The organism is Trichormus sp. NMC-1 (assembly GCF_001858025.1).
Classification (GTDB): Bacteria; Cyanobacteriota; Cyanobacteriia; order Cyanobacteriales; family Nostocaceae; genus Anabaena.
Genome location: NZ_LZQD01000002.1, coordinates 804066 through 824098, shown reverse-complemented (window position 1 = coordinate 824098; position 20033 = coordinate 804066). Strand labels below are relative to the sequence as shown.

General features: G+C 39.5%; 17 protein-coding genes. 11 read left to right on the top strand and 6 right to left on the bottom strand.

All coding sequences use genetic code 11. From position 1 onward, the window contains the following. The 4 genes from A9Y75_RS10315 to A9Y75_RS10300 all read right to left on the bottom strand — a co-directional run. Positions 1-817: SAM-dependent methyltransferase (locus A9Y75_RS10315; RefSeq protein ID WP_071189468.1), on the bottom strand; the 817-nt coding region annotated here is incomplete at its 3' end. Further along, entirely contained in the window at positions 784-1524 is a 741-nt protein-coding gene (locus A9Y75_RS10310; protein ID WP_343232398.1) for a cation:dicarboxylase symporter family transporter, read from the bottom strand. The genes A9Y75_RS10315 and A9Y75_RS10310, both read right to left, overlap by 34 nt. Before the next feature lie 185 nt (positions 1525-1709). Then, positions 1710-2249 (bottom strand): GAF domain-containing protein, encoded by a 540-nt coding sequence (locus A9Y75_RS10305; protein ID WP_071189467.1) that lies wholly within the window; start codon positions 2247-2249, stop codon positions 1710-1712. Between the two features lie 382 nt (positions 2250-2631). Further along, positions 2632-3816 carry an NAD(P)H-quinone oxidoreductase subunit H gene (locus A9Y75_RS10300; protein WP_071189466.1) on the bottom strand — a complete coding sequence of 395 codons (1185 nt, stop codon included), beginning with the start codon at positions 3814-3816 and terminating at the stop codon, positions 2632-2634. Between the two features lie 269 nt (positions 3817-4085). Between A9Y75_RS10300 and A9Y75_RS10295 the strand changes: the two genes are divergently transcribed. From A9Y75_RS10295 to A9Y75_RS10260, 8 genes are all read left to right on the top strand, one after another. Continuing rightward, a complete protein-coding gene (locus A9Y75_RS10295) occupies positions 4086-4385 on the top strand; it encodes a type ISP restriction/modification enzyme (RefSeq protein ID WP_177176145.1) in 300 nt (99 codons plus the stop codon). Between the two features lie 27 nt (positions 4386-4412). Beyond that, positions 4413-4859, top strand: a complete 447-nt coding sequence (locus A9Y75_RS10290; protein ID WP_143046394.1) for a hypothetical protein — start codon at positions 4413-4415, stop codon at positions 4857-4859. After that, complete coding sequence (locus tag A9Y75_RS10285; protein ID WP_071189464.1) at positions 4856-5446, top strand: hypothetical protein; 591 nt, start codon at positions 4856-4858, stop codon at positions 5444-5446. Before A9Y75_RS10290 ends, A9Y75_RS10285 begins: the two co-directional genes overlap by 4 nt. 18 nt (positions 5447-5464) lie before the next feature. Further along, the gene (gene rsmH / locus A9Y75_RS10280; protein WP_071189463.1) at positions 5465-6367 is read left to right on the top strand and encodes a 16S rRNA (cytosine(1402)-N(4))-methyltransferase RsmH; all 903 of its coding nucleotides are present in this window, start codon (positions 5465-5467) and stop codon (positions 6365-6367) included. A gap of 146 nt (positions 6368-6513) precedes the next feature. Then, positions 6514-8040 carry a glycosyl hydrolase family 57 gene (locus tag A9Y75_RS10275; protein WP_071189673.1) on the top strand — a complete coding sequence of 509 codons (1527 nt, stop codon included), beginning with the start codon at positions 6514-6516 and terminating at the stop codon, positions 8038-8040. A 293-nt stretch (positions 8041-8333) separates the two neighbouring features. After that, entirely contained in the window at positions 8334-9389 is a 1056-nt protein-coding gene (locus tag A9Y75_RS10270; RefSeq protein ID WP_071189462.1) for a permease, read from the top strand. A gap of 314 nt (positions 9390-9703) precedes the next feature. Next, positions 9704-10480, top strand: a complete 777-nt coding sequence (locus A9Y75_RS10265) for a TIGR03943 family protein (protein ID WP_071189461.1) — start codon at positions 9704-9706, stop codon at positions 10478-10480. A gap of 143 nt (positions 10481-10623) precedes the next feature. Further along, entirely contained in the window at positions 10624-12210 is a 1587-nt protein-coding gene (locus tag A9Y75_RS10260; RefSeq protein WP_071189460.1) for a hypothetical protein, read from the top strand. 135 nt (positions 12211-12345) lie between these two features. On the opposite strand, the gene A9Y75_RS10255 is transcribed toward A9Y75_RS10260, so the two are convergent. Next, positions 12346-13617, bottom strand: coding sequence for an ABC transporter ATP-binding protein (locus tag A9Y75_RS10255; RefSeq protein ID WP_071189459.1), 1272 nt, complete (start codon positions 13615-13617; stop codon positions 12346-12348). Positions 13618-13711: 94 nt separating this feature from the next. Then, positions 13712-15079 carry a response regulator gene (locus A9Y75_RS10250; RefSeq protein ID WP_071189458.1) on the bottom strand — a complete coding sequence of 456 codons (1368 nt, stop codon included), beginning with the start codon at positions 15077-15079 and terminating at the stop codon, positions 13712-13714. Positions 15080-15759: 680 nt separating this feature from the next. Between A9Y75_RS10250 and A9Y75_RS10245 the strand changes: the two genes are divergently transcribed. The 3 genes from A9Y75_RS10245 (at position 15760) to A9Y75_RS10235 (ending at position 19602) form a co-directional block, all read left to right on the top strand. After that, positions 15760-16434, top strand: a complete 675-nt coding sequence (locus A9Y75_RS10245; RefSeq protein ID WP_083389541.1) for a VWA domain-containing protein — start codon at positions 15760-15762, stop codon at positions 16432-16434. A 144-nt stretch (positions 16435-16578) separates the two neighbouring features. Continuing rightward, the gene (locus A9Y75_RS10240; protein ID WP_071189457.1) at positions 16579-17364 is read left to right on the top strand and encodes a PP2C family serine/threonine-protein phosphatase; all 786 of its coding nucleotides are present in this window, start codon (positions 16579-16581) and stop codon (positions 17362-17364) included. Positions 17365-17406: 42 nt separating this feature from the next. After that, on the top strand, positions 17407-19602 hold the full coding sequence (locus A9Y75_RS10235) for a tetratricopeptide repeat protein (protein ID WP_071189456.1): 2196 nt from the start codon (positions 17407-17409) through the stop codon (positions 19600-19602). Positions 19603-20033 lie beyond the last annotated feature (431 nt).

Here is a 20033-nt window from a genome sequence, read left to right as displayed (position 1 = left end):
GGCTGGAAGGGTAGCCATAATCAATTGTTAACACATACCCGCGTTGCAAGCAGTCTGCCACTATACTCAACCAGCCAAGAGCAGCTAAATTAATTTCACTGCGATAACCATCTGCATAAGTACTTTGGCTTAATTCAATTTCCACTAAATCAAAATATGCTGCTAACTGCGGCGTAGATGGTTCACCTAATATTTCAATAAATTCAATATTTGACTTCTCCCCTAATAGGGAAGGGGTTTCGGGGGTTAGGTTCTGCGAAGTAGTCACATAAATTTCTCGCAATTCTCCTGCTTCTAGGGTGAACTGATGAACTGGAAAAGCATCTACTAATTCATTAGAAAAAAAGCAGCCAATAATTGAGTTGGGAGCTATTTCTTCCAAATTGCACCAACGGACATTTTGGTCTTGTAACCTTTGCTGCTGTTCTTGCCTTAAACTTGGCGATTTCTCAATAATGATGTATTCCAGTACGGTAAAAAAATCTGGGTGCTGTAATTTTAGGTAATTGAGGATATGAGATGCCAAAATACCTTGACCTGCTCCCATTTCCACCAAAGAAAAAGGCGTTGGTTGCCCTAAAATTTGCCACATCTGGAAAAATTGCACAGCCAGTAATTCGCCGAAATCATTTCCAAGACTGGAAGAGGTGAAAAAATCACCACCCCGAAACCCGATTTTGACTGCATCACTGGAATAGTAGCCATATTCTGGGTGATATAACGCCATATCCATGTATTCAGCAAAGGTAATTCGTTTCTGTGGATTGGTGATAATGCGATTGGCTATAGCTTGACACAGTGCGGGATGGGAATCCATAAAATTTGCAATTTCAGGTAAAAGTTAAAGGACGCGGTGGGGGACGCACAGACGCGGAGAGTGGGGGACGCGGAGACAGTGTTCATACCAATGATCCAGTGCAGGATGCGGATAACTGCCTCAAATAATATTGTAATTACTCCTTCTATTGCCTGGTAATATGTTTTGCTTTCCGCTATTTGTTGTGCTTTCAAGGCACGCAAAACTACACCGAAAGCTAAAGAGATAAAAATTAGTTGAATGACATTGTTGTCAACTAGAGGTTTGAGGATAGAATCTGGTACGATGTCTTGAACTAGTCCCCAAGGGTCGAGAGTTTTGCTAGATGCTTCGGTGCTAGAGGGTGCGGAAAGACGACCCCATGAACCTGGTTGTAAAACGTTGGCGACGAGAAGACCGATAAAAATGGCTACAGTGGTATTGGTTAGTAGTAGTACTGTTAAACGACGACCGGATCTACCTGGGATATCAGCGGTGAGAAAGGCGTGGAGTACGGCTAACATAATGAGTGGTGTTGCCAAAGCCCTCAGTGCCTTGAGTATTAAGTTACAGGGAATTGCTAAATGATGGATATAGTCGGCATTATTTGCTGCTTGACTACTCAGTAAAGTTCCTATGATTATGGCCAGGATAATAGCGATCGCTATTTGCAATGCTAAAGGAATATGCTTCCATGAAAGGCGTTTTTTCTGTGCCACTTTATCCATGCTTGGTTTCCCGCAGATCAGGTTTGTGATTTGGAATCTGACAGAAGTGGTTTAAAGTACCCCTTCGATTTGTTTGTCTGTGCAAATCCCATCACTTATCTAATCGGTTACAAAATTTTACACTTTCACAGAAGTGACAACTTTTAGCCTCTCAATTCCAGGTTTTCAAAGAGTTGCAGACGGCGTTAACTTTCTAAGATGTTAGGATCTGTGGCCAGTGTGTGGGCGGCTGTTTGCATCAATTCTATATCTACTGGCGACCAAGCATGAGTTTTATGACACTGATGAGCTACTAGTAGCCCCCATAAACCTCTAGGAATCAAAATCGGTACGACTAAATTGGCTCGCACCTGCATACTGCGGAGGAAATCGCGGTGACAAGGCGCAATAGGTTCTAATTCAATATCAGCGATCGCATTTACCCTGCCGGCTAAGTACAAAGCAGCGTATTCATTGTTAAAACAATCATCTGCTCCAGTTGAACCCAAAATTGAGAATTCATCAGAAATCAAAGATTCAAATGTCACCTGACCGAACCATTGCTCATAAAAATAATATAAGACTACGCGATCAACTTGGAGTGATTCTCTGAGTTGATTTGTTGTTTGTCGAACTAACTCATCCCGCTGCATTTTGCTCACAAGGCGATTCAGCAATTTTTGCATACCCTGTTGACTATGCCGATTCGAGATATGTTCAAATTTTGAGTGAGGGTGAATTTGCACAGGTCTAAAATAACTATTGAGTAAAAATTCTCGAATTTATATAGTAACTGATCAGACCTTGAAGAGAAAATTATTCAGCACATAATACATAATATAAGTTGTCATAACAGAATTGAAGTTTTTGATAGTTATGGCATAATACAAAATTAAATTCCTAAATATTAAAAGATAATTAATTTTATTAGCATTGATCTTTATCTAGATAAATGTTAAGTGATAGTGTACATTTTTAAATTAATTTACATATTAATTTCAATATATTAAATTATATTAAGCAATATAACCATATTTTAAAGCACAAATGATTTTTTATCCATAAAACATAGAGACGCGAATTACCACGTCTCTAATACAATAAACAGCAGCGTGACGCAGCGATTAATTATCTATCAACAGATCCCATAATCACGTCAATACTACCGAGAATTACTACCACGTCTGCAACCTTCATCCCCCGTAATAAATGAGGGAGAATTTGCAGGTTATTGAAATCTGCTGGGCGAATTTTCCAGCGCCAGGGGAAAACATTATTATCGCCAACTAAATAAATTCCCAGTTCACCTTTACCGCTTTCTACACGGGAGTAGATTTCACCTGTAGGAATTTTAAATGAAGGTGAAACTTTCTTACCAATGAATTGATAATCAAAAGCATCCCACTCAGATTTTTTCCCAGCCATTAACCGCTTGGCTTCCAGGTTTTCGTAAGGTCCGCCCGGTAAACCTTGGATGGCTTGTTTGATGATTTTCACGGATTCGCGCATTTCCCGCATCCGTACCATGTAACGAGCCAGACAATCACCTACGGTTTCCCACTGTACGTCCCAGTCGAAGTCGTCGTAACATTCGTAGTGGTCAACTTTCCGCAAATCCCACTTCACACCCGAAGCGCGTAACATTGGCCCGGAAAGTCCCCAGTTAATTGCTTCTTCGCGGGTAATAGTACCCAAACCTTCAATACGACGACGAAAGATCGGGTTATTGGTAACTAGGCGTTCATATTCATCAACTTTAGGGATGAAATATTCGCAAAATTCCAAGCACTTGTCTACCCAACCGTAGGGTAAATCAGCAGCTACACCACCAACGCGGAAGTAGTTGTTATTTACCATGCGATAACCTGTGGCGGCTTCCCACAAGTCATAAATCATTTCTCGTTCCCGGAATTGGTAGAAGAAGGGAGTTTGTGCGCCAACGTCAGCGAGGAAAGGGCCAAACCATAGCAAGTGGTTAGCAATGCGGTTTAGTTCCAGCATGATCACGCGAATGTAGCTGGCGCGTTTGGGAACTGTGACACCTGCTAACTTTTCCGGTGCATTAACAGTAACGGCTTCGTTAAACATCCCCGCAGCGTAGTCCCAACGGCTGACGTAGGGGACATACATGATGTTTGAGCGGTTTTCGGCAATTTTCTCCATTCCCCTGTGTAGGTAGCCAATGACTGGTTCACAGTCAACGACATCCTCGCCATCCAGTGTCATAATTAGCCGCAGAACCCCGTGCATTGAGGGATGATGAGGCCCCATATTTAGCACCATTGGTTCAGTGCGGGTTTCTATTCTACTCATAGATTTGCTGTTCTCCCGTTATTGCCATTTTTGAATTGAACCGCCAAGATGCTAACCAGACAAGATTTATCGTATCTGCCAAAATTTAGCTTGTAGGGATAATCTTGCTGTCTCTACAGGGTGATGTTGAAGAGAGGATAGCAGGGTCGGATTTGTACTTGATGCTTTATTTTGTTGCACTTCTTCAATTATTATAGGGAAGCTTGATCTCTAAGGGATAAAGAGTGCTAATTTTTTTTCATCTACCTGTGGGATACAGTATATTGATATTGGCTAAATTTTGTGTTCTCACGCAGAGGCGCAATGAACCTAATCAACAAATTTGGATAAATTCTCAACAGTATTTTGATCAAGTTCCACCGCGAATATGGAATTTCTATATTGGTGGTTATCAAGTTTGTCAAAAATGGATGAAAGACAGAAAAGGGAGAGAGTTAAATTTTGATGAGATTAGCCATTATCCAAATATTGTTTCTATAATATCGGAGACTATCAAGATGATGACAGATATTGCTGATTTTTTGAAAAATATGGCGATTTCCGTTAAAATAAGCTTTGTAAAAAAATAATTTTAGTCATAAATACTCTTTAATAAATTGTCTAATATTCCAGCATCTAAACCCAATCAACCTAATGATGAAATTTCTCTTACTGATAGATGGTCATATCTTAATCAATATGAGAGGAAATATCTCCAGCAAGCTATGAAAGTTTATGATAAAATTATAGAATCAAAAGATGATATTTTAAAGATAGCCAATCGGTATCAATTAAACTATGAGGATATTGAAAGAGCTAAACAGTATGCTTTTGGCAAGGGAGTAGTACAAAATCAATTTAGCCCTGATTTACGTATGGCTCAAAGTTGGCAAAGAATGGCATTAGGAGAAGAAATTAATAGTGATGAAGTTTTACTAAAGCATGAAATTCTGGAATCTGAATTGGTAATTAATCAAGGTGTGAATCAATTAGATGCTCATGAAATAGCTCAAAATGAATACCCTTGGTCTATAATTATAACTAAAGGAGATAAGCAAAAATGAACAAAACATCTGATCAAAAGTTTGTTGAAGCTTTAGATATTTGTCAATCATTGATTGATTTTAAATATCGTCCTACCAATTTAACCTATCAAGCAATAGAGCTATTTTGTGAAATCGGTAAAAATCCTTTTGAATTATTAGAATTATGTCAGAAATATTCTAGTAATGGGGTGGATGAAAATTCTAAATTGAGACTCACCCAGATTACGAGAAATCGCGGCTATAGATACAACAAACACCTTCTTTTTTCATCAGTTCACCCCCGTGGGCTTAGTTTTCTTAGTAAAGAATTAAAAGAATTATTTTCGCCCAAAACTTTTCAAAGATCATCTAAAATTGATAAAATTTGTCAAATTATTAATGAATATGCAACAAGCATAGATAATTGGCGTGTTGATTGTCCACTTGGTTTTGGCGCGAAAGATCATTGTAGTTTTTTGAGTTTTTTCCTCAATCTTGATCGTTGCCAATTTGAATATTTTACTGACAATTTTACAACACCTGAACAAATTGCTGAATTATTTAAAGATTGGAAGGGAATTGATTTTAATCCTGTCATTGAAAAGCAAAAAATAGTTACATTTTAATAAATTAAGCAACTAATAATGCAATCAGATTTACAAACACCGCTAGATTTAGAAGAAGTTACATTTTCTCATATTCCTGTTCTTAGTCAAGAAGTAATTGCAGGTTTAGCAGTTCGTCCTGGTGGAAATTATTTAGATTTAACTGTTGGTGGTGGTGGTCACAGTCGGTTAATATTAGAAACATCTGAAAATGTGAAAGTTACCGCAGTTGACCAAGATACAGATGCTTTAACAGCAGCACAACAAAATTTATCGGAATTTGGAGAAAGAGTAAATTTTATTCATAGCAATTTTGCAAATTATCAATTTCCAGAAAATTATTATGATGGGATTTTAGCTGATTTGGGAGTGAGTTCTTATCATTTAGATCAGCCAGAAAGAGGTTTTAGTTTTAGAAATACTGCAAATTTAGATATGCGAATGAATCAACAACAGTCTCTTACTGCTGCTGATGTAATTAATGATTGGGATGAAAAAGAATTGGCGGATATTTTCTTTAAATATGGTGAAGAGAGACTTTCTCGAAGGATAGCGAGACGAATTGTTGAAAAACGCCCATTTAATACTACAACAGAATTAGCAAATGCGATCGCATATTCTGTCCCTCCTAAATACCGTCACGGGAGAATTCACCCCGCTACCCGCGTTTTCCAAGCTTTGCGAATTGCGGTTAATGATGAATTAAAAGTTCTAGAAACCTTGATAGAAAAAGCCCCATTAGCGCTGGTTCCCGGTGGGAGAATTGTCATTATCAGTTTTCACAGTTTAGAAGATAGATTAGTGAAACACGGATTAAGAAATTCTCCCATGTTAAAGGTATTGACAAAAAAGCCAATTATTGCTGGTGAAGAAGAAATTTCTCAAAATGTGCGATCGCGCTCCGCTAAATTAAGGATAGCAGAAAGAGTGCTGGAAGTTTAAGAAGAGACGCGGGGGGAGGGACGCGGAGACACGGGGACGCGGAGACACGGGGACGCGGAGATTTATTGGTAAACAAACTTCATCAAGAAGTAGAACCCAAAGGTGGGAATATCTGGGAGTTAGACATCGTTGCGGAAAAACCAGAAATGCTTAAACTCCTTACCAATCTTCCATCTTTACCCGAAATCATCGATGATTTACCAAATATTTCTGGTTGGGAAACAGAAGTGCTTTCTGTAGTTAATCATGATGCACCCGTATTTTTACCAACAACTAATATCAAGTTAGCAGATGTCAATGCTGTATTTGCGATCGCTCTGCATATGCACCAACCAACTATACCAGCTGGACAAAACGGTTCATTCATCAGCAATCTGCAATATATGTTTGAACATCAGCACGAAGGAGACAACCATAATGCTGGATCATTTGCCAATTGTTACAGCCGTATGGGAGAATTTATTCCTGAATTAGTCAATCAAGGCTGTAACCCCCGTGTTATGTTGGACTATTCCGGTAATCTTTTGTGGGGACTTCGGCAAATGGGACGAAGTGACATTCTCGACAATCTTAAACGCATCACCTGTGATTCTACCTATCAGCCTTATGTAGAGTGGTTGGGAACAATGTGGAGTCATGCCGTCATTCCTTCCACCCCCATACCAGATATTAAACTGCACATCATCGCTTGGCAACATCAGTTTGCGGCAATTTTCGGTTGGGAAGCCCTGGGACGAGTTAAAGGATTTTCACCCCCAGAAATGCACCTACCCAATCACCCGGATACCTTATTTGCATTTATCAAAGCCCTCAAAGAATGTGGATACCGCTGGTTACTTGTTCAAGAACATACAATAGAACAAATCAGTGGTGAACCTATCACCCAAAAACATCTACCACATCGTTTAATCGCTCGTAATTCCCAAGGGGAAACAATTAGTATTACAGCCTTGATTAAAACCCAAGGTTCAGACACTAAATTAGTCGCTCAAATGCAGCCATATTATGAAGCTAAAACCTTATCTAAACAACAACTAGGAAATGTTTTAGTACCACCAATCGTCAGCCAAATAGGTGATGGTGAAAATGGGGGTGTGATGATGAATGAATTTCCCAGCGGTTTCAAACAAGCTTGGGGACAAATAGGTAAAACAGGTGTTGTCGGGGTTTGTGGAACAGAATATTTAGAATTATTGGCTGCTGCTGGTTGTCAACCTGAAGACTTTCCTCCTTGTCAACCAGTAGGACAACATCAAATTTGGCAACGAGTTTCAGCAGATAATTTTCAACCAGATGCTGTAGAAAATGCCATTCAAGAAATAAAACAGGTCAACCCCAATTTTCATTTGGATGGTGCATCATGGACTAATCATATTAGTTGGGTGCAAGGATACGAAAATGTTTTATCCCCCATGTATGAATTAAGCAAATTATTTCATCAGAAATTTGATCAATTATTGTCTACCGACTCAGACAAACCTGTCACCAGACAAACTCACTACCGCCAAGTTTTATTACATAACTTGTTGCTGCAAACAAGTTGTTTTCGATATTGGGGACAAGGTGCCTGGACTGACTACGCACGGGAAATTTACCAACGTGGCGAAAATTTACTACAAGCTTTAGATTATAGGAATTACGCAAAACAGAACCAAAGTAGCGGTAATTCATGAATTACCGCTACACAGGAATAAGGTTTTCAGTCACATCTTGCGTAAGTCCTAAGATTAGATAAAACAAAAAGCCTATAACTGGGTTCCCGATTTTTTTCGGTTTCCACTTATAGGGTTTATTTAATTATTGACAGGACTTACGCAAAATTTCTCTAAACCCTCTGCTTTCTAAATAGCTGAGTATAATGATGTGTACTTTAACTGATCTGCTTTTGATCCCCGTTCGATATCCATTTCGATAGAATGACTAGTCATAACCCTAAAATTCAAAACTGCTTTTGACTGCCACGCCCATGAATCAACTGAACAATGGTTTTACAATATTTCTCAGTCTGCTAGTCGAGGCGATGCCTTTTTTACTGCTTGGGGTTTTACTCTCTAGTTTGCTATTATTTTTCGTCGATGAGCGCAAACTAGTGGAGAAAATGCCCAGAAATCCCCTATTAGGGGCTTTATTTGGCAGTATGATTGGTTTTTTGTTCCCAGTGTGTGAATGCGGTAATGTGCCGGTGGCGCGGCGGTTATTGATGCAGGGAGTACCCACACCAGTAGCAATTGGCTTTTTACTAGCAGCACCAACAATTAACCCTATTGTGATTTGGTCAACTTGGACAGCATTTCGAGATCAACCAGAAATAGTGGTGTTAAGAGTAGTATTGTCTTTAGCGATCGCAACTATTATTGGTTTTACTTTCAGTTTTCAGCAAGACTTAAGTCCTTTCTTACAACCTGCGATCGCTCGTTATCTCAAATATAACCCACCCGCTAAACCGGAACCTAAACGCAAGGGAAGACGTTACCAGGTAAAGGAAGAAGCAACGGTTAACAGTCTTTTACAATCAGGGACTTATATTCTGGGTGGAAAAGCTGGTGGATCTGTCAGAATAGATGGTGGTTTGAACCCGACAGATATTTCCACTGCTAACCCTAATAAATCTTTTGCCGACAAACTGCGTCTAGCATTGGATAATATAGTCCAAGAATTGCGGGAATTAGCGGGAGTAATGGTGTTAGGAAGTGCTATTGCTGCTGCTATACAAGTCTTGGCTCCCCGTGAACTAATCCTCAGTTTGGGTGCCGGACCAATTACCTCAATTCTTGCTATGTTGGTATTAGCAGTAGTAGTATCAATCTGTTCTACAGTCGATGCCTTTTTTGCCCTATCTTTTGCTTCCACCTTTACCAGTGGTTCCTTGTTAGCATTTCTGGTATTTGGTCCCATGATTGATATCAAAGGTGTGGGTTTGATGTTATCAATTTTTAAACCCAAAGCGCTAATTTATCTCTTTGCTTTATCTGCCCAATTGACACTTTTGTTTACTTTAGTTTTGAATTTGCACGTCATGTAAATTTTGGTCAGTTGTCAGATGTGATTTGTGATTATCTCGTGGCAACTTACATCTGACCAATTAATAAATAGGAATTGGAGAATAAACCTGAAATTCCTATTCATCAAGACTGGAAGAAAGATGAGAAGTGAAAAATGTGCAACTAATCAGATTTGAGCGTGTTCAAAGCTATGCACTTATTCACTCAATACCCAGATTGATCACAAATGTAAATGATCAAAACCCTATTCCCTATTGCCTATTGCCTATTGCCTATTCCCTATTCCCTATTCCCTATCCTCATTAACAACTTTTTTAGCAAACCGCTGTAAATAATGACTTCAATCCAAAATTCCAAACCCAACTTTCACAATATATTACTCCCTTGGCTAGATGTTCTAGCAATTACAGCTTGGGGAATTTTAATCCTGAAATACTGGCTTACTGGCAAACTGAATTTGTTAATTCACCCTGATTACTTTTGGTTAGTAAATCTGGGTGGTGTTGGGTTGCTAATTGTGGGATTTGCCAAAGGAGCGCAACTTTGGCAACGCCGTCACCGTTATGAAGTACCCAATAATCAACAACACATAAATCTATTTCCCCCTGGTTGGGGTAGCGCTTTGCTTTTAACATCGGCAATCTTAGGATTTATCATTACACCTCGCGTCTTTGCTAGTCAAACAGCACTAGATCGGGGTGTGACTGAGTTGATCGGAGCAACACGCGCCCAACCCCAAGCTTTTCGCGCTACTGTTCGCCCGGAAGAGCGATCGCTCATAGACTGGGTACGTATCCTCAATGTCTATCCAGAACCTGACGCATATACAGGACAAAAAGTCAAAGTCCAAGGATTTGTCATTCACCCACCAGAATTAGAAAAAGACCATTTGATATTGGCGCGATTTGTAATTACCTGTTGTGCCGCAGATGTCTATCCAATTGGATTACCCGTTAAAGTTCCAGATAATAATCAGCAGTATCCAGCCGACACTTGGCTAGAAGTGGAGGGACAAATGATTACAGAAACAGTGGCCAAGAAACGCCAACTCACCATCAAGGCTAACTCCCTGAAGAAAATTCCCCAACCCAAAAATCCTTACAGTTATTAGTAGACTGGGGAAATGGGGAGATGGGGAGATGGGGAAGAATCATCAATGACCAATGACTAATGACTAATGACTAATGACTAATGACTAATGACCAATGACCAATGACTAATGACTAATGACCAATAACTAATAACTAATAACCAATGACTAAATCTCATATATTAATTCAACCACTCGATCGGATTGCGATCGCTCTGATTCTCCTATTAAGTCTGCTGATTGGGTTAGTGATCTGGCAAGGTGATGCAGTCAAGCCTATCGTCAGAACTTTTACCTGGCAAAATCAACAAATTGGTGCAGAAGACACGGCTTTTAGCCTCACTTTTAGTCGTCCAATGGACACCAACAGTGTAGAAAAAAATTTAAAAGTCTATCCAGTGGACACCAAAAATCCAGAGGATAACTCAAAAAACTGTTCAGTAGCCACCAAAAATCCAGAGGATAACTCAAAAAACTGTCCAGTTCTAGTCGGTAAAATTAGTTGGGCAGGGCGAAGACTAGTTTACACACTAGTAACACCAGCACCTTATGGCACAAATTATCAAGTTTCATTGCAAGGAGCAAGAGATAAATTCTCGGAAGCCGAAGGAAAAAATAGGGAAATGGAACCCTTTACAGGTAACTTTAGCACTCGCAATCGCGCCCTACTTTATATAGGAGTGAATCCAGAAGAGCAGGGAAAGTTAGTACTCTACAACTTAACCCAAGAACAGAAAAAGCTCCTTACCCCCAAAGACCTGATTGTCATGGACTTCGAGCCATTTCCAGATGGGGATAAAATATTATTTTCGGCTCGTTCTTCCAAATCGTCGGACTTACTTTCGTCCCAATTATATACAGTCACAACAGGCATTTCTAGCAAAACTGATGAACAACCACAACCACCTGGTAAAATTGACCTGATTTTAGATAATAAAGACTATCAAAACCTAAAATTTGACTTATCTCCTAATGGGGAAACAATTGTTGTGCAACGGGGAAAAAGAGATAATCCCGGTGATTTTGGGCTATGGCATTTGTCAGCCAAAAATGATAATAATTCAGGAGAAAAAAATATCCCCAAACGTATAGAAAGTCAACCGGGTGGAGACTTTTTGATTACACCAGATAGTAAAGCCGTAGCAGTTGCTCAAGGACAGGGAACAGCAATTTTATCTCTTTTAGGAGATGCTAGTAAACCCCTAGATTTCTTGCCGCAATTTGGCTTAGTTCAAGCTTTCTCTAAGGATGGTTCACAAGCGGCAATGGTTAAGTTTAATACTGACTACACGCGAGATTTGTTCTTGGTTACAAACCAAGGTGTGCAGAAACAACTCTTAAAAACAACAGGCTCTATTCTCGGTTGCAATTTTGATACTGCCTCACCCACTCTCTACTGTTTGACAACACAGCTAGTATCAAAAGAACAATATATAGAACAGCCTTATTTAGTAGCAATTAACCTCAAAACCGAGCAGCAAAAGCCATTGTTAATGCTACCTCCCGCTCAACGTAATGTGCAAATGAGTTTAGCACCTGACGGTTTGGGCATATTGTTTGACCAAGTAGTGCCACTACAAAATACCACTACACCATTACCTGCTAACAGCTTAAAAACTGATGATGGTGAACCAATTGCTACTAGTAGTTTGTGGCTTATGCCTTTGTTACCCATCACAGAAGCGGAAAACATCGAAATTAAGCCTGAACAACTTCCTTTAATTGGTTTTCATCCTCACTGGCTACCCTAGTCTGTCAACCCGAAAATGACGAGTGAAGGCAGGCAGGGGGCGCTCTTGAGGTAGAGGAAGCAGGGGAAGAATAGAATTTTTTCCTATCATTACCCGTGAAAATAAATTTGACCGAATAATTACGAATGACTTTGACTATTTTGTAGGAAATAGTGCTAACTCAGTTTCTGGGTCAAAAAAGTGCAGTTTTTCTGGTATGAATGATAACCACAGTTGCTCACCCAGATTTATAACTCTATCTGGTGGGACTCTTACCTGTAAGGCTTGACCATCTGTCTTTGCTGAATCAGGATCAGCAATTCTCACGGAGAGAAAAGTATCATTTCCCAAGTTTTCTACTAAGTCTACTTTAACTGGTAAATTTTTGGTGGCTGGTACACTCAAATTCAGATGTTCTGGACGAATACCTAACATTAAAGTTTTGCCATCGTATTTTTGTAAGGCATTTCCCCATACATCTGGAAGAGTAAAGCGAAAGTCAGAATGGTTAATTAATAAAGGTGCATGAAATTCCACTGGGATAAAATTCATGGGTGGTGAACCGATAAATTCTGCTACAAAGCGATTAGCAGGACGGTTATAAAGTTCTAAAGGTGCGGCGACTTGCTGTATTTTCCCTTCGGACATGATGGCAATGCGATCGCCCATTGTCATTGCTTCTGTTTGATCATGGGTGACGTAAATCATTGTCGTTCCCAATTGACGCTGCAATTTAACAATTTGGGTGCGGGTTTCTGCCCGTAATTTCGCATCTAAGTTAGACAATGGCTCATCCATTAAAAATACTTGAGGATTGCGTGCGATCGCTCTTCCCAATGCTACGCGTTGTCTTTGTCCCCCAGAAAGTTGTTTGGGTAAACGATTTAACAAAGCTTCAATTTGCAACAATTGAGCCACACTCCGCACTCTTTCATTGATAGCCTGTTCTTTTTGGGAAATATAACGCAGTCCCTTCGGTAGTTTTCTGCTTACCCCTACCAAAAGATTTTCTTTCCATTTGGTAATTGTTTTTTTCCCCACTTCCCCATCATCAAACCGACGACGTAACCCGAAAGCGATATTGTCATACACCGTCATATGGGGATAGAGGGCATAATTTTGAAACACCATCGCGATGTCTCTTTCTTTAGGCGGTAAATCATTAATCAAGCGATCGCCTACGGAAATATTACCACCGGTCATCACCTCTAAACCAGCAATTAACCGCAGCAAAGTGCTTTTACCACAGCCAGATGGTCCCACTAATACCATAAACTCACCATCGGCGATAGTTAAATTTATTCGCCGCAAAACATTAATACTATCTGGACTTTCTTTTCCTGGTGATGACTGCTGCTGATTCGTCATCCCTTCCCCCTTCCGAGGAGGGAAACTTTTATAAACGTTTTCTAATACTACTTGTGCCACGATTAATTACTTTATAGAGTCAGTTGTCAAGGAATAGGGAACGAGGAACAGAGAATTATGATCTTTTCCTAGTTCCTTATCGCCCCATTTACATTTATGCTAAATGCATAAAAATCATTTTCAGTAACTCAGCGCGAGTAAACGGTTTAGTTAAATACCCAGATGCTCCTACCATTCTTGCTTTTACCTTATCGACAATTCCTCTACTTCCTGTCACAAAAATAATGGGAATTTCTTTAAACATGGAATTATTGCGGATAATTCGGCATAATTCATAACCATCAATTCCTGCCATATTCAAATCTAGCAAAATCAAATCTGGTTTATGTCTAATAATAGACATCACTGCTTTGACTGGTTCATTAATAGTTACTACAGCAACATTTTCATCTTCTAAACAACGGCTGATTTCTTTGAGAATTGTGGGGCTATCATCTACAGAAATAATTTTGTGGACTTTTGTTGCAGTAATAGTAGTATTAGTGACACTTTGCGGATCAGATTCTATGTTATCTGGTATAGTTAACTGTTCCCAGTTATCTCCTGGTAAATTAGAGGTTTCCGATTCAATGTGTTCTAAGGACGTAGCCGGATCTGATAATACTTCTACATGAAATGATTCGCTATTAATTGTTGCTGTGTTATGTTGCCAAGTCGGTGATAAATCTGGAAAAGTTTTAGGTAATTGATCAAATGGAGGATCTGGTTCATGTAAAATAATCGAACCCTGAAGTATATGTGGATATAGGGTTTGAGCCAGTTGCACTTCATCCTGATTCATAATTACAGCCAGATGTCGCAAGCTAAAACCCTTCATCCAGTTAGTTAGATTTTGCTGTAGTTCTGGGAGTCCTCTATCATAAAACTTACTGTTATTCAACAGGTAGGGACGCTGATAGGGAGAAGATATTTGGGGAGCGAAAGACTGCCAACTTTGTAACCGCTTTTGGCAGCGTTCCATAATATTCTCGACATCTAACTTACAAATTTTGGGAATGCTATTTACTGGTTCTATTAATTTATAAGTGCCTTCTTGAATGAGTAAAAATGATTCAATTACTTCTTTAACTAATTCTTGAATTAGTATTGCTGCTTGTGTAGAAAGTAGATGTTTTTCATTAACAAGCCAGTAAATAGCTTGATATTCTGGAGGTTCGCTGGGTGAATTATTTTCTATGTCACTTAACTGAGTTGGCCAATCCGGTTCAAACATCATCCGTAACTGCACACGAATATCGCTAGTCAACAGGGGAATTTGCTGACTCAGACGACGCATATGCCGTTCTAGTCTATCAAATGGTTCTACTGAATGGGTTGCATAGATAATCTTGCCTTGTTCTAAGTGTATTGTCCAAAATACTGAGTTGTTCAAGACTTGTAAACAAGTAGTATCAGAACTATTAGTTAGCTGCCTTAATAAACGCTCAGGAGATAGTTTGCTAAATGTGCCAGTATTATTCATATTTTTTACAGTTTTTTCTGGAGAAATTGACTTAGTATTGAGAAATAGCCAATTTTGAGATTAAATTTTCACTTCTCTGGTATTTTTTTCTATAAACCAATATGTATTTACCAATCTTATGTACTTATTATTGAGCTATAGCAATTACTCCTGGCTTCTTTGGTTACCTAATATTACTACTGTAAGAAGGCAGAAGGGAAGAAAGCTTATTAACCTTTTTTAACTAGATAGTTATTTCCGCCATGTGGTACTACTGTGTAAATATTCCTCATACTTTCGATAGAAGTCGGGTTTTTGTTTTTACGATGTAATATTTATCAAATGTTAGAATTAATGATTACTCACTTAGTAGTTTATCAATCGCTAAATTTCCACATAAAATCTTTAAAAACTTCTTTTGATAAATGCATATAGTGATTATTATAGTCTTAAGATGTTTAACAGAAATTATGGTAGATAGACTACAAAAAAGAAGATTCACACCCTGATGAATTCACTTTAACTAAACTATATAGTTATTCAAGTTTCCTGAAATAGAGAATTGGGTGAGAATAATTTGGTTAATGAAGATTAAGCTATTTACTGCCAAATACCATACTTGTAGTCGTACTAGTGTGAAAAATTATATACTTTGAGGAAAGGAAATTAAAGCTTTGGACTATAACATAACACAAAAGGTTATGCTGGATACAATAAAACTAGATGAAGTCGTAGAGTTTGCAGAAAACCCAGAACCCCGTTGTCCTTGCGTGCTACTGCTAGATACATCTGGCTCAATGCAAGGAGAGCGAATAGAGGCTTTAAATCAAGGCTTGCTGAGTTTTAAGGATGAACTAGTCAAAAATTCTTTAGCAGCTAGAAGGGTTGAAGTGGCGATTGTTACATTTGATAGTCATGTCAACGTAGTGCAAGACTTTGTCACCGCCGACCAATTCAACCCACCTATTCTAACAGCCCAGGGACTAACGACAATGGGCGCGGGAATTCATAAATCATTAGAGATAATTCAAGAACGTAAATCCCAGTATCGTGCTAATGGCATCGCTTACTATCGTCCATGGGTATTTATGATTACTGATGGGGAGCCACAAGGTGAGTTAGATCATGTAATTGAGCAAGCAGTGCAGCGCCTACAAGGAGATGAAGCTAATAAACGCGTTGCCTTTTTTACTGTAGGAGTAGAAAATGCCAATATGATGCGTTTAAATCAAATAGCTGTGCGTACTCCGCTCAAACTCCAGGGATTAAACTTTATCGAAATGTTCGTTTGGCTTTCAGCTAGTATGTCAGCTGTTTCTCATTCTAAAGTAGATGAGCAAGTGGCACTACCACCAATAGGTTGGGGGTCTGTTTAACAGTTAACAGTTACCAGTAGTTACCAGTTAAATTAAATTGCTGGGTAGAACTCCCCCATCTATTGGCAAGAATGCTGAGGTAGTGATTCTTGATCACCCACCTTGAAACTGATAACTCTTGACTTTAGCTGTGAGAGCAAATTTATGAACACACCAAAACAGATTTCTCAATGGCGGATAGTAGCCGCTTCTGTATGTGGTACTAGCCACGTCAAAAATAAGCAGTTATGTCAAGATGCTCACCATTGGCAAATATTGCCAGATAATGTGTTGGTAGTCGCGACAGCTGATGGTGCGGGTTCTGCAACTTTGGGGAAAGTGGGAGCGATGATTGCTGTAGAAACAGCGATAGATCATCTCTCCAACAATCAAGAAATTACCCAAGAAACTCTTGCTGATGATGCGCTATTGCGCGGACTGCTTACAGATGCCATATTAGCCGCCAAAAAAGCTGTAGAAGATGAGGCAAATATCTGCAACCATCAGCCTCATGATTTAGCAACTACCTTAATTATGGCGATCGCTACACCAGAACTTGTCGCCGTAGGCCAAATAGGTGATGGCTTGGCTGTAGCCAAAAATAACATGGGAAACCTACTGGCACTTACCATACCCAATAACGGTGAATACATCAATGAAACTACTTTTTTGACTTCGCCTGATGCTGTAAATACGGCACAAATCAGCATATTGCGGCAAAAAATAGTTAATATAGGTGTTCTCACCGATGGGCTACAAATGCTGGCTTTGAATATGGTTATTGGTGAACCTCACAAACCATTCTTTTTTCCTTTATTCGAGTTTGTAGCGAATGCGGAAGATAAGATTATGGCCAAAGAGCAGTTGGTAAAGTTTTTATGCTCTGAGCGGATTACTCAACGCACGGATGATGATTTGACCTTAGTCCTAGCAGCATTCAGCCACTCATAAGCAATATCTCTAGAAATAACCTCTCTTAATCGTAACTCTATCATGCAGGTACTACGTTGTTTTCCCAAGCCGGAACTTCTCGATCTCACTGTTAATTTGGGGCGTGGCGGTGAAGCTTGTGTATATGCAGTGCCATCAGATGAGAATTTAGTGGCAAAAATTTATCACAAGCCAGTTGTCACCCATGCTCAAAAACTTCAGGCGATGCTTGCCAAACCCCCGGAAAACCCTACAGCCAATTTAGAGCATATTTCCATCGCTTGGCCAAGGGAGTTATTGCAAGCAGCAGATGGCAGTGGTAACATTATCGGCTTTTTAATGCCCCGCATTCGGGGGATGCGGCCGATTATGGACTTTTACAATCCTGGAACCCGTCGTCAAAACTGCCCCTTATTCAATTATCAGTATTTACTCCGCACGGCTCGCAATTTAGCCGCAGCTTTTGCCGCTCTGCACGCTAGTGAATACTGTATTGGAGATGTGAATGAGTCGAATATTCTAGTTAGTGACACCGCCTTAGTCACCTTGGTAGACACAGACTCATTTCAAGTGCGTGATTCAGAGCAGAATATTATCTATCGTTGTTCAGTAGGTAAAGCAGAATATACTCCACCAGAATTACAGAATAAAACTTTTGCTCAGTACGATCGCGACAGTTCCCATGATTTATTTGGGTTAGCAGTGCTGATATTTCAATTGTTAATGGAAGGCACTCACCCATTTTCGGGCATTTTTCAAGGTGTATTTGACCCCCCTGCCTATGAAGCCAGAATAATTGATGGTCATTTTACATACTGTCGAAAACGGCAAGTTCCCTATCAGCCAACCCCCATCGCACCCCCGTGGGAAATGCTTCATCCCAGCTTACGGGATTTATTTGTGCGTTGTTTTGAGGATGGCCATCACAATCCCCAATTGCGTCCTAGCGCTCAAACCTGGTTATCAGCAGTAGCTGTGGCAGAAGAGAGTCTTGTTACTTGTGCTGTAAATCCCCAGCATTTCTATGATAATCACTTGCAGCAATGTCCTTGGTGTGAACGTGCCTTAAGATTAGGTGGACGTGATCCTTTTCCATCACTGGAAGCGATCGCTTCTAAAGAACATCTGCAACCGCGTCGCCAACCTAAAAAGCGCCATACAGCAACTCCTCGTTTCCGCAAACCAGCTACAGTAGCATCTACATTACATCATTGGCAACCAGTATTTAGTCATAACTTTTCTACTTCTAAACCTCGCAAAAATTCCCAAAAATCCAAGTTTTACACTGTTATGTTTTGTCTGTTGGGTTTTGGTTTATTGGGATATTTAGACGTAATGATTAAATTTACGCGCCCCTTTGTTTCCCAAAATCCTTACACTCAACAAACCTTGATGTCTCGCCAAGGGAATAATAACTTTAGTAATGAAAATCTCACTTATGTAGATTACTATGAGCGAGGTAATACTGATTATCAAAAGCGAGACTATGAGCGAGCCATTGAAAATTTTAGCCAAGGTATCAAAAAAAATCCCAATTATGCCAAATTATATATTAACAGAGGTAATTCCCGTTACAATATGAACGATTTTGAAGGAGCATTAGCAGACTATAACCAGGCTCTTAAAATCAATCCTCTGGAAGTCAAAGCACTTGTGAACCGGGGCAATGCTTATTATATGCTTGCCGACTATAGTAATGATCCTGACCAAGAGTATAAGAAAGCTATCAACGACTTTAATACTGCTATCAGCCTCAATAGTCATGATACGGAAGCTTATATCCGGCGGGGTATTGTTCGTTCTCAAATTGCTAAATATAGCATTAACTCCCAACAAGAATACCAAAAATCAATTGCGGATTTTACCCAAGCGATCAAACTTAATCTATCCAAGGCAGAAGCTTATTTTCAGCGCGGTCTTGCTCGTTATCAATTTGCCCAATATAGCAGCAATTATGCTCAAGAATATAAACAGGCAATTAGTGATTTTACCGAAGCAATAAATATTAATCCCAATATGCCAAAAGTGTACCTCAAACGGGGAATGGTGTATTTTGAACTATCACAATATGGAGAAAGTAAAGTTCAAGAAAATCATGCCCAAGCTATTGAAGATTTAGAAAAATCTGCTCAAATGTACCTTGAACAAGAGGATATGGATAATTACCAGCAAGCTCTCAGCAACATTTGCGTTATCGTATCCAAAAAATGTGATACTATGTTCCAAAGTTCAAATATTCTTGAACAAATTAAACCGTAATATCAAGCTAACCTAATTACAGCAGAATTCAGGAGTCAGGAGTCAGGAGACGCTTCGCAGACCTATGGCTTACGCCACGCTGCGCTATCGGTTCAGGAGTCAGGAGTAAAACCCGCTTGTAGTGAGAGTTTCATTATCAATTGATGTCCTAACCACCCTGTCCACGGCTATATTAAATATGGAACCCCCCTGGGGGGAGAGGCTTAAAACTGGGTTTTTGTATTCTCAAAAAGTCAAATTTATAGCCGTTTTGAGTATAGTACCATACAACAAGATCCCCGATTTCTTAGAGAAGTTGGGGATCTGACTCTTGTTCATAAATCAGATAGGATTACAATAAGTAGGTGGGCGTTAAAAATTGTCGTTGGGGCAAGGGAACAGGGAACTCTTAACAGGGAACAGGAAGAGAGCTTTGGGAACAGGAAGAGAGC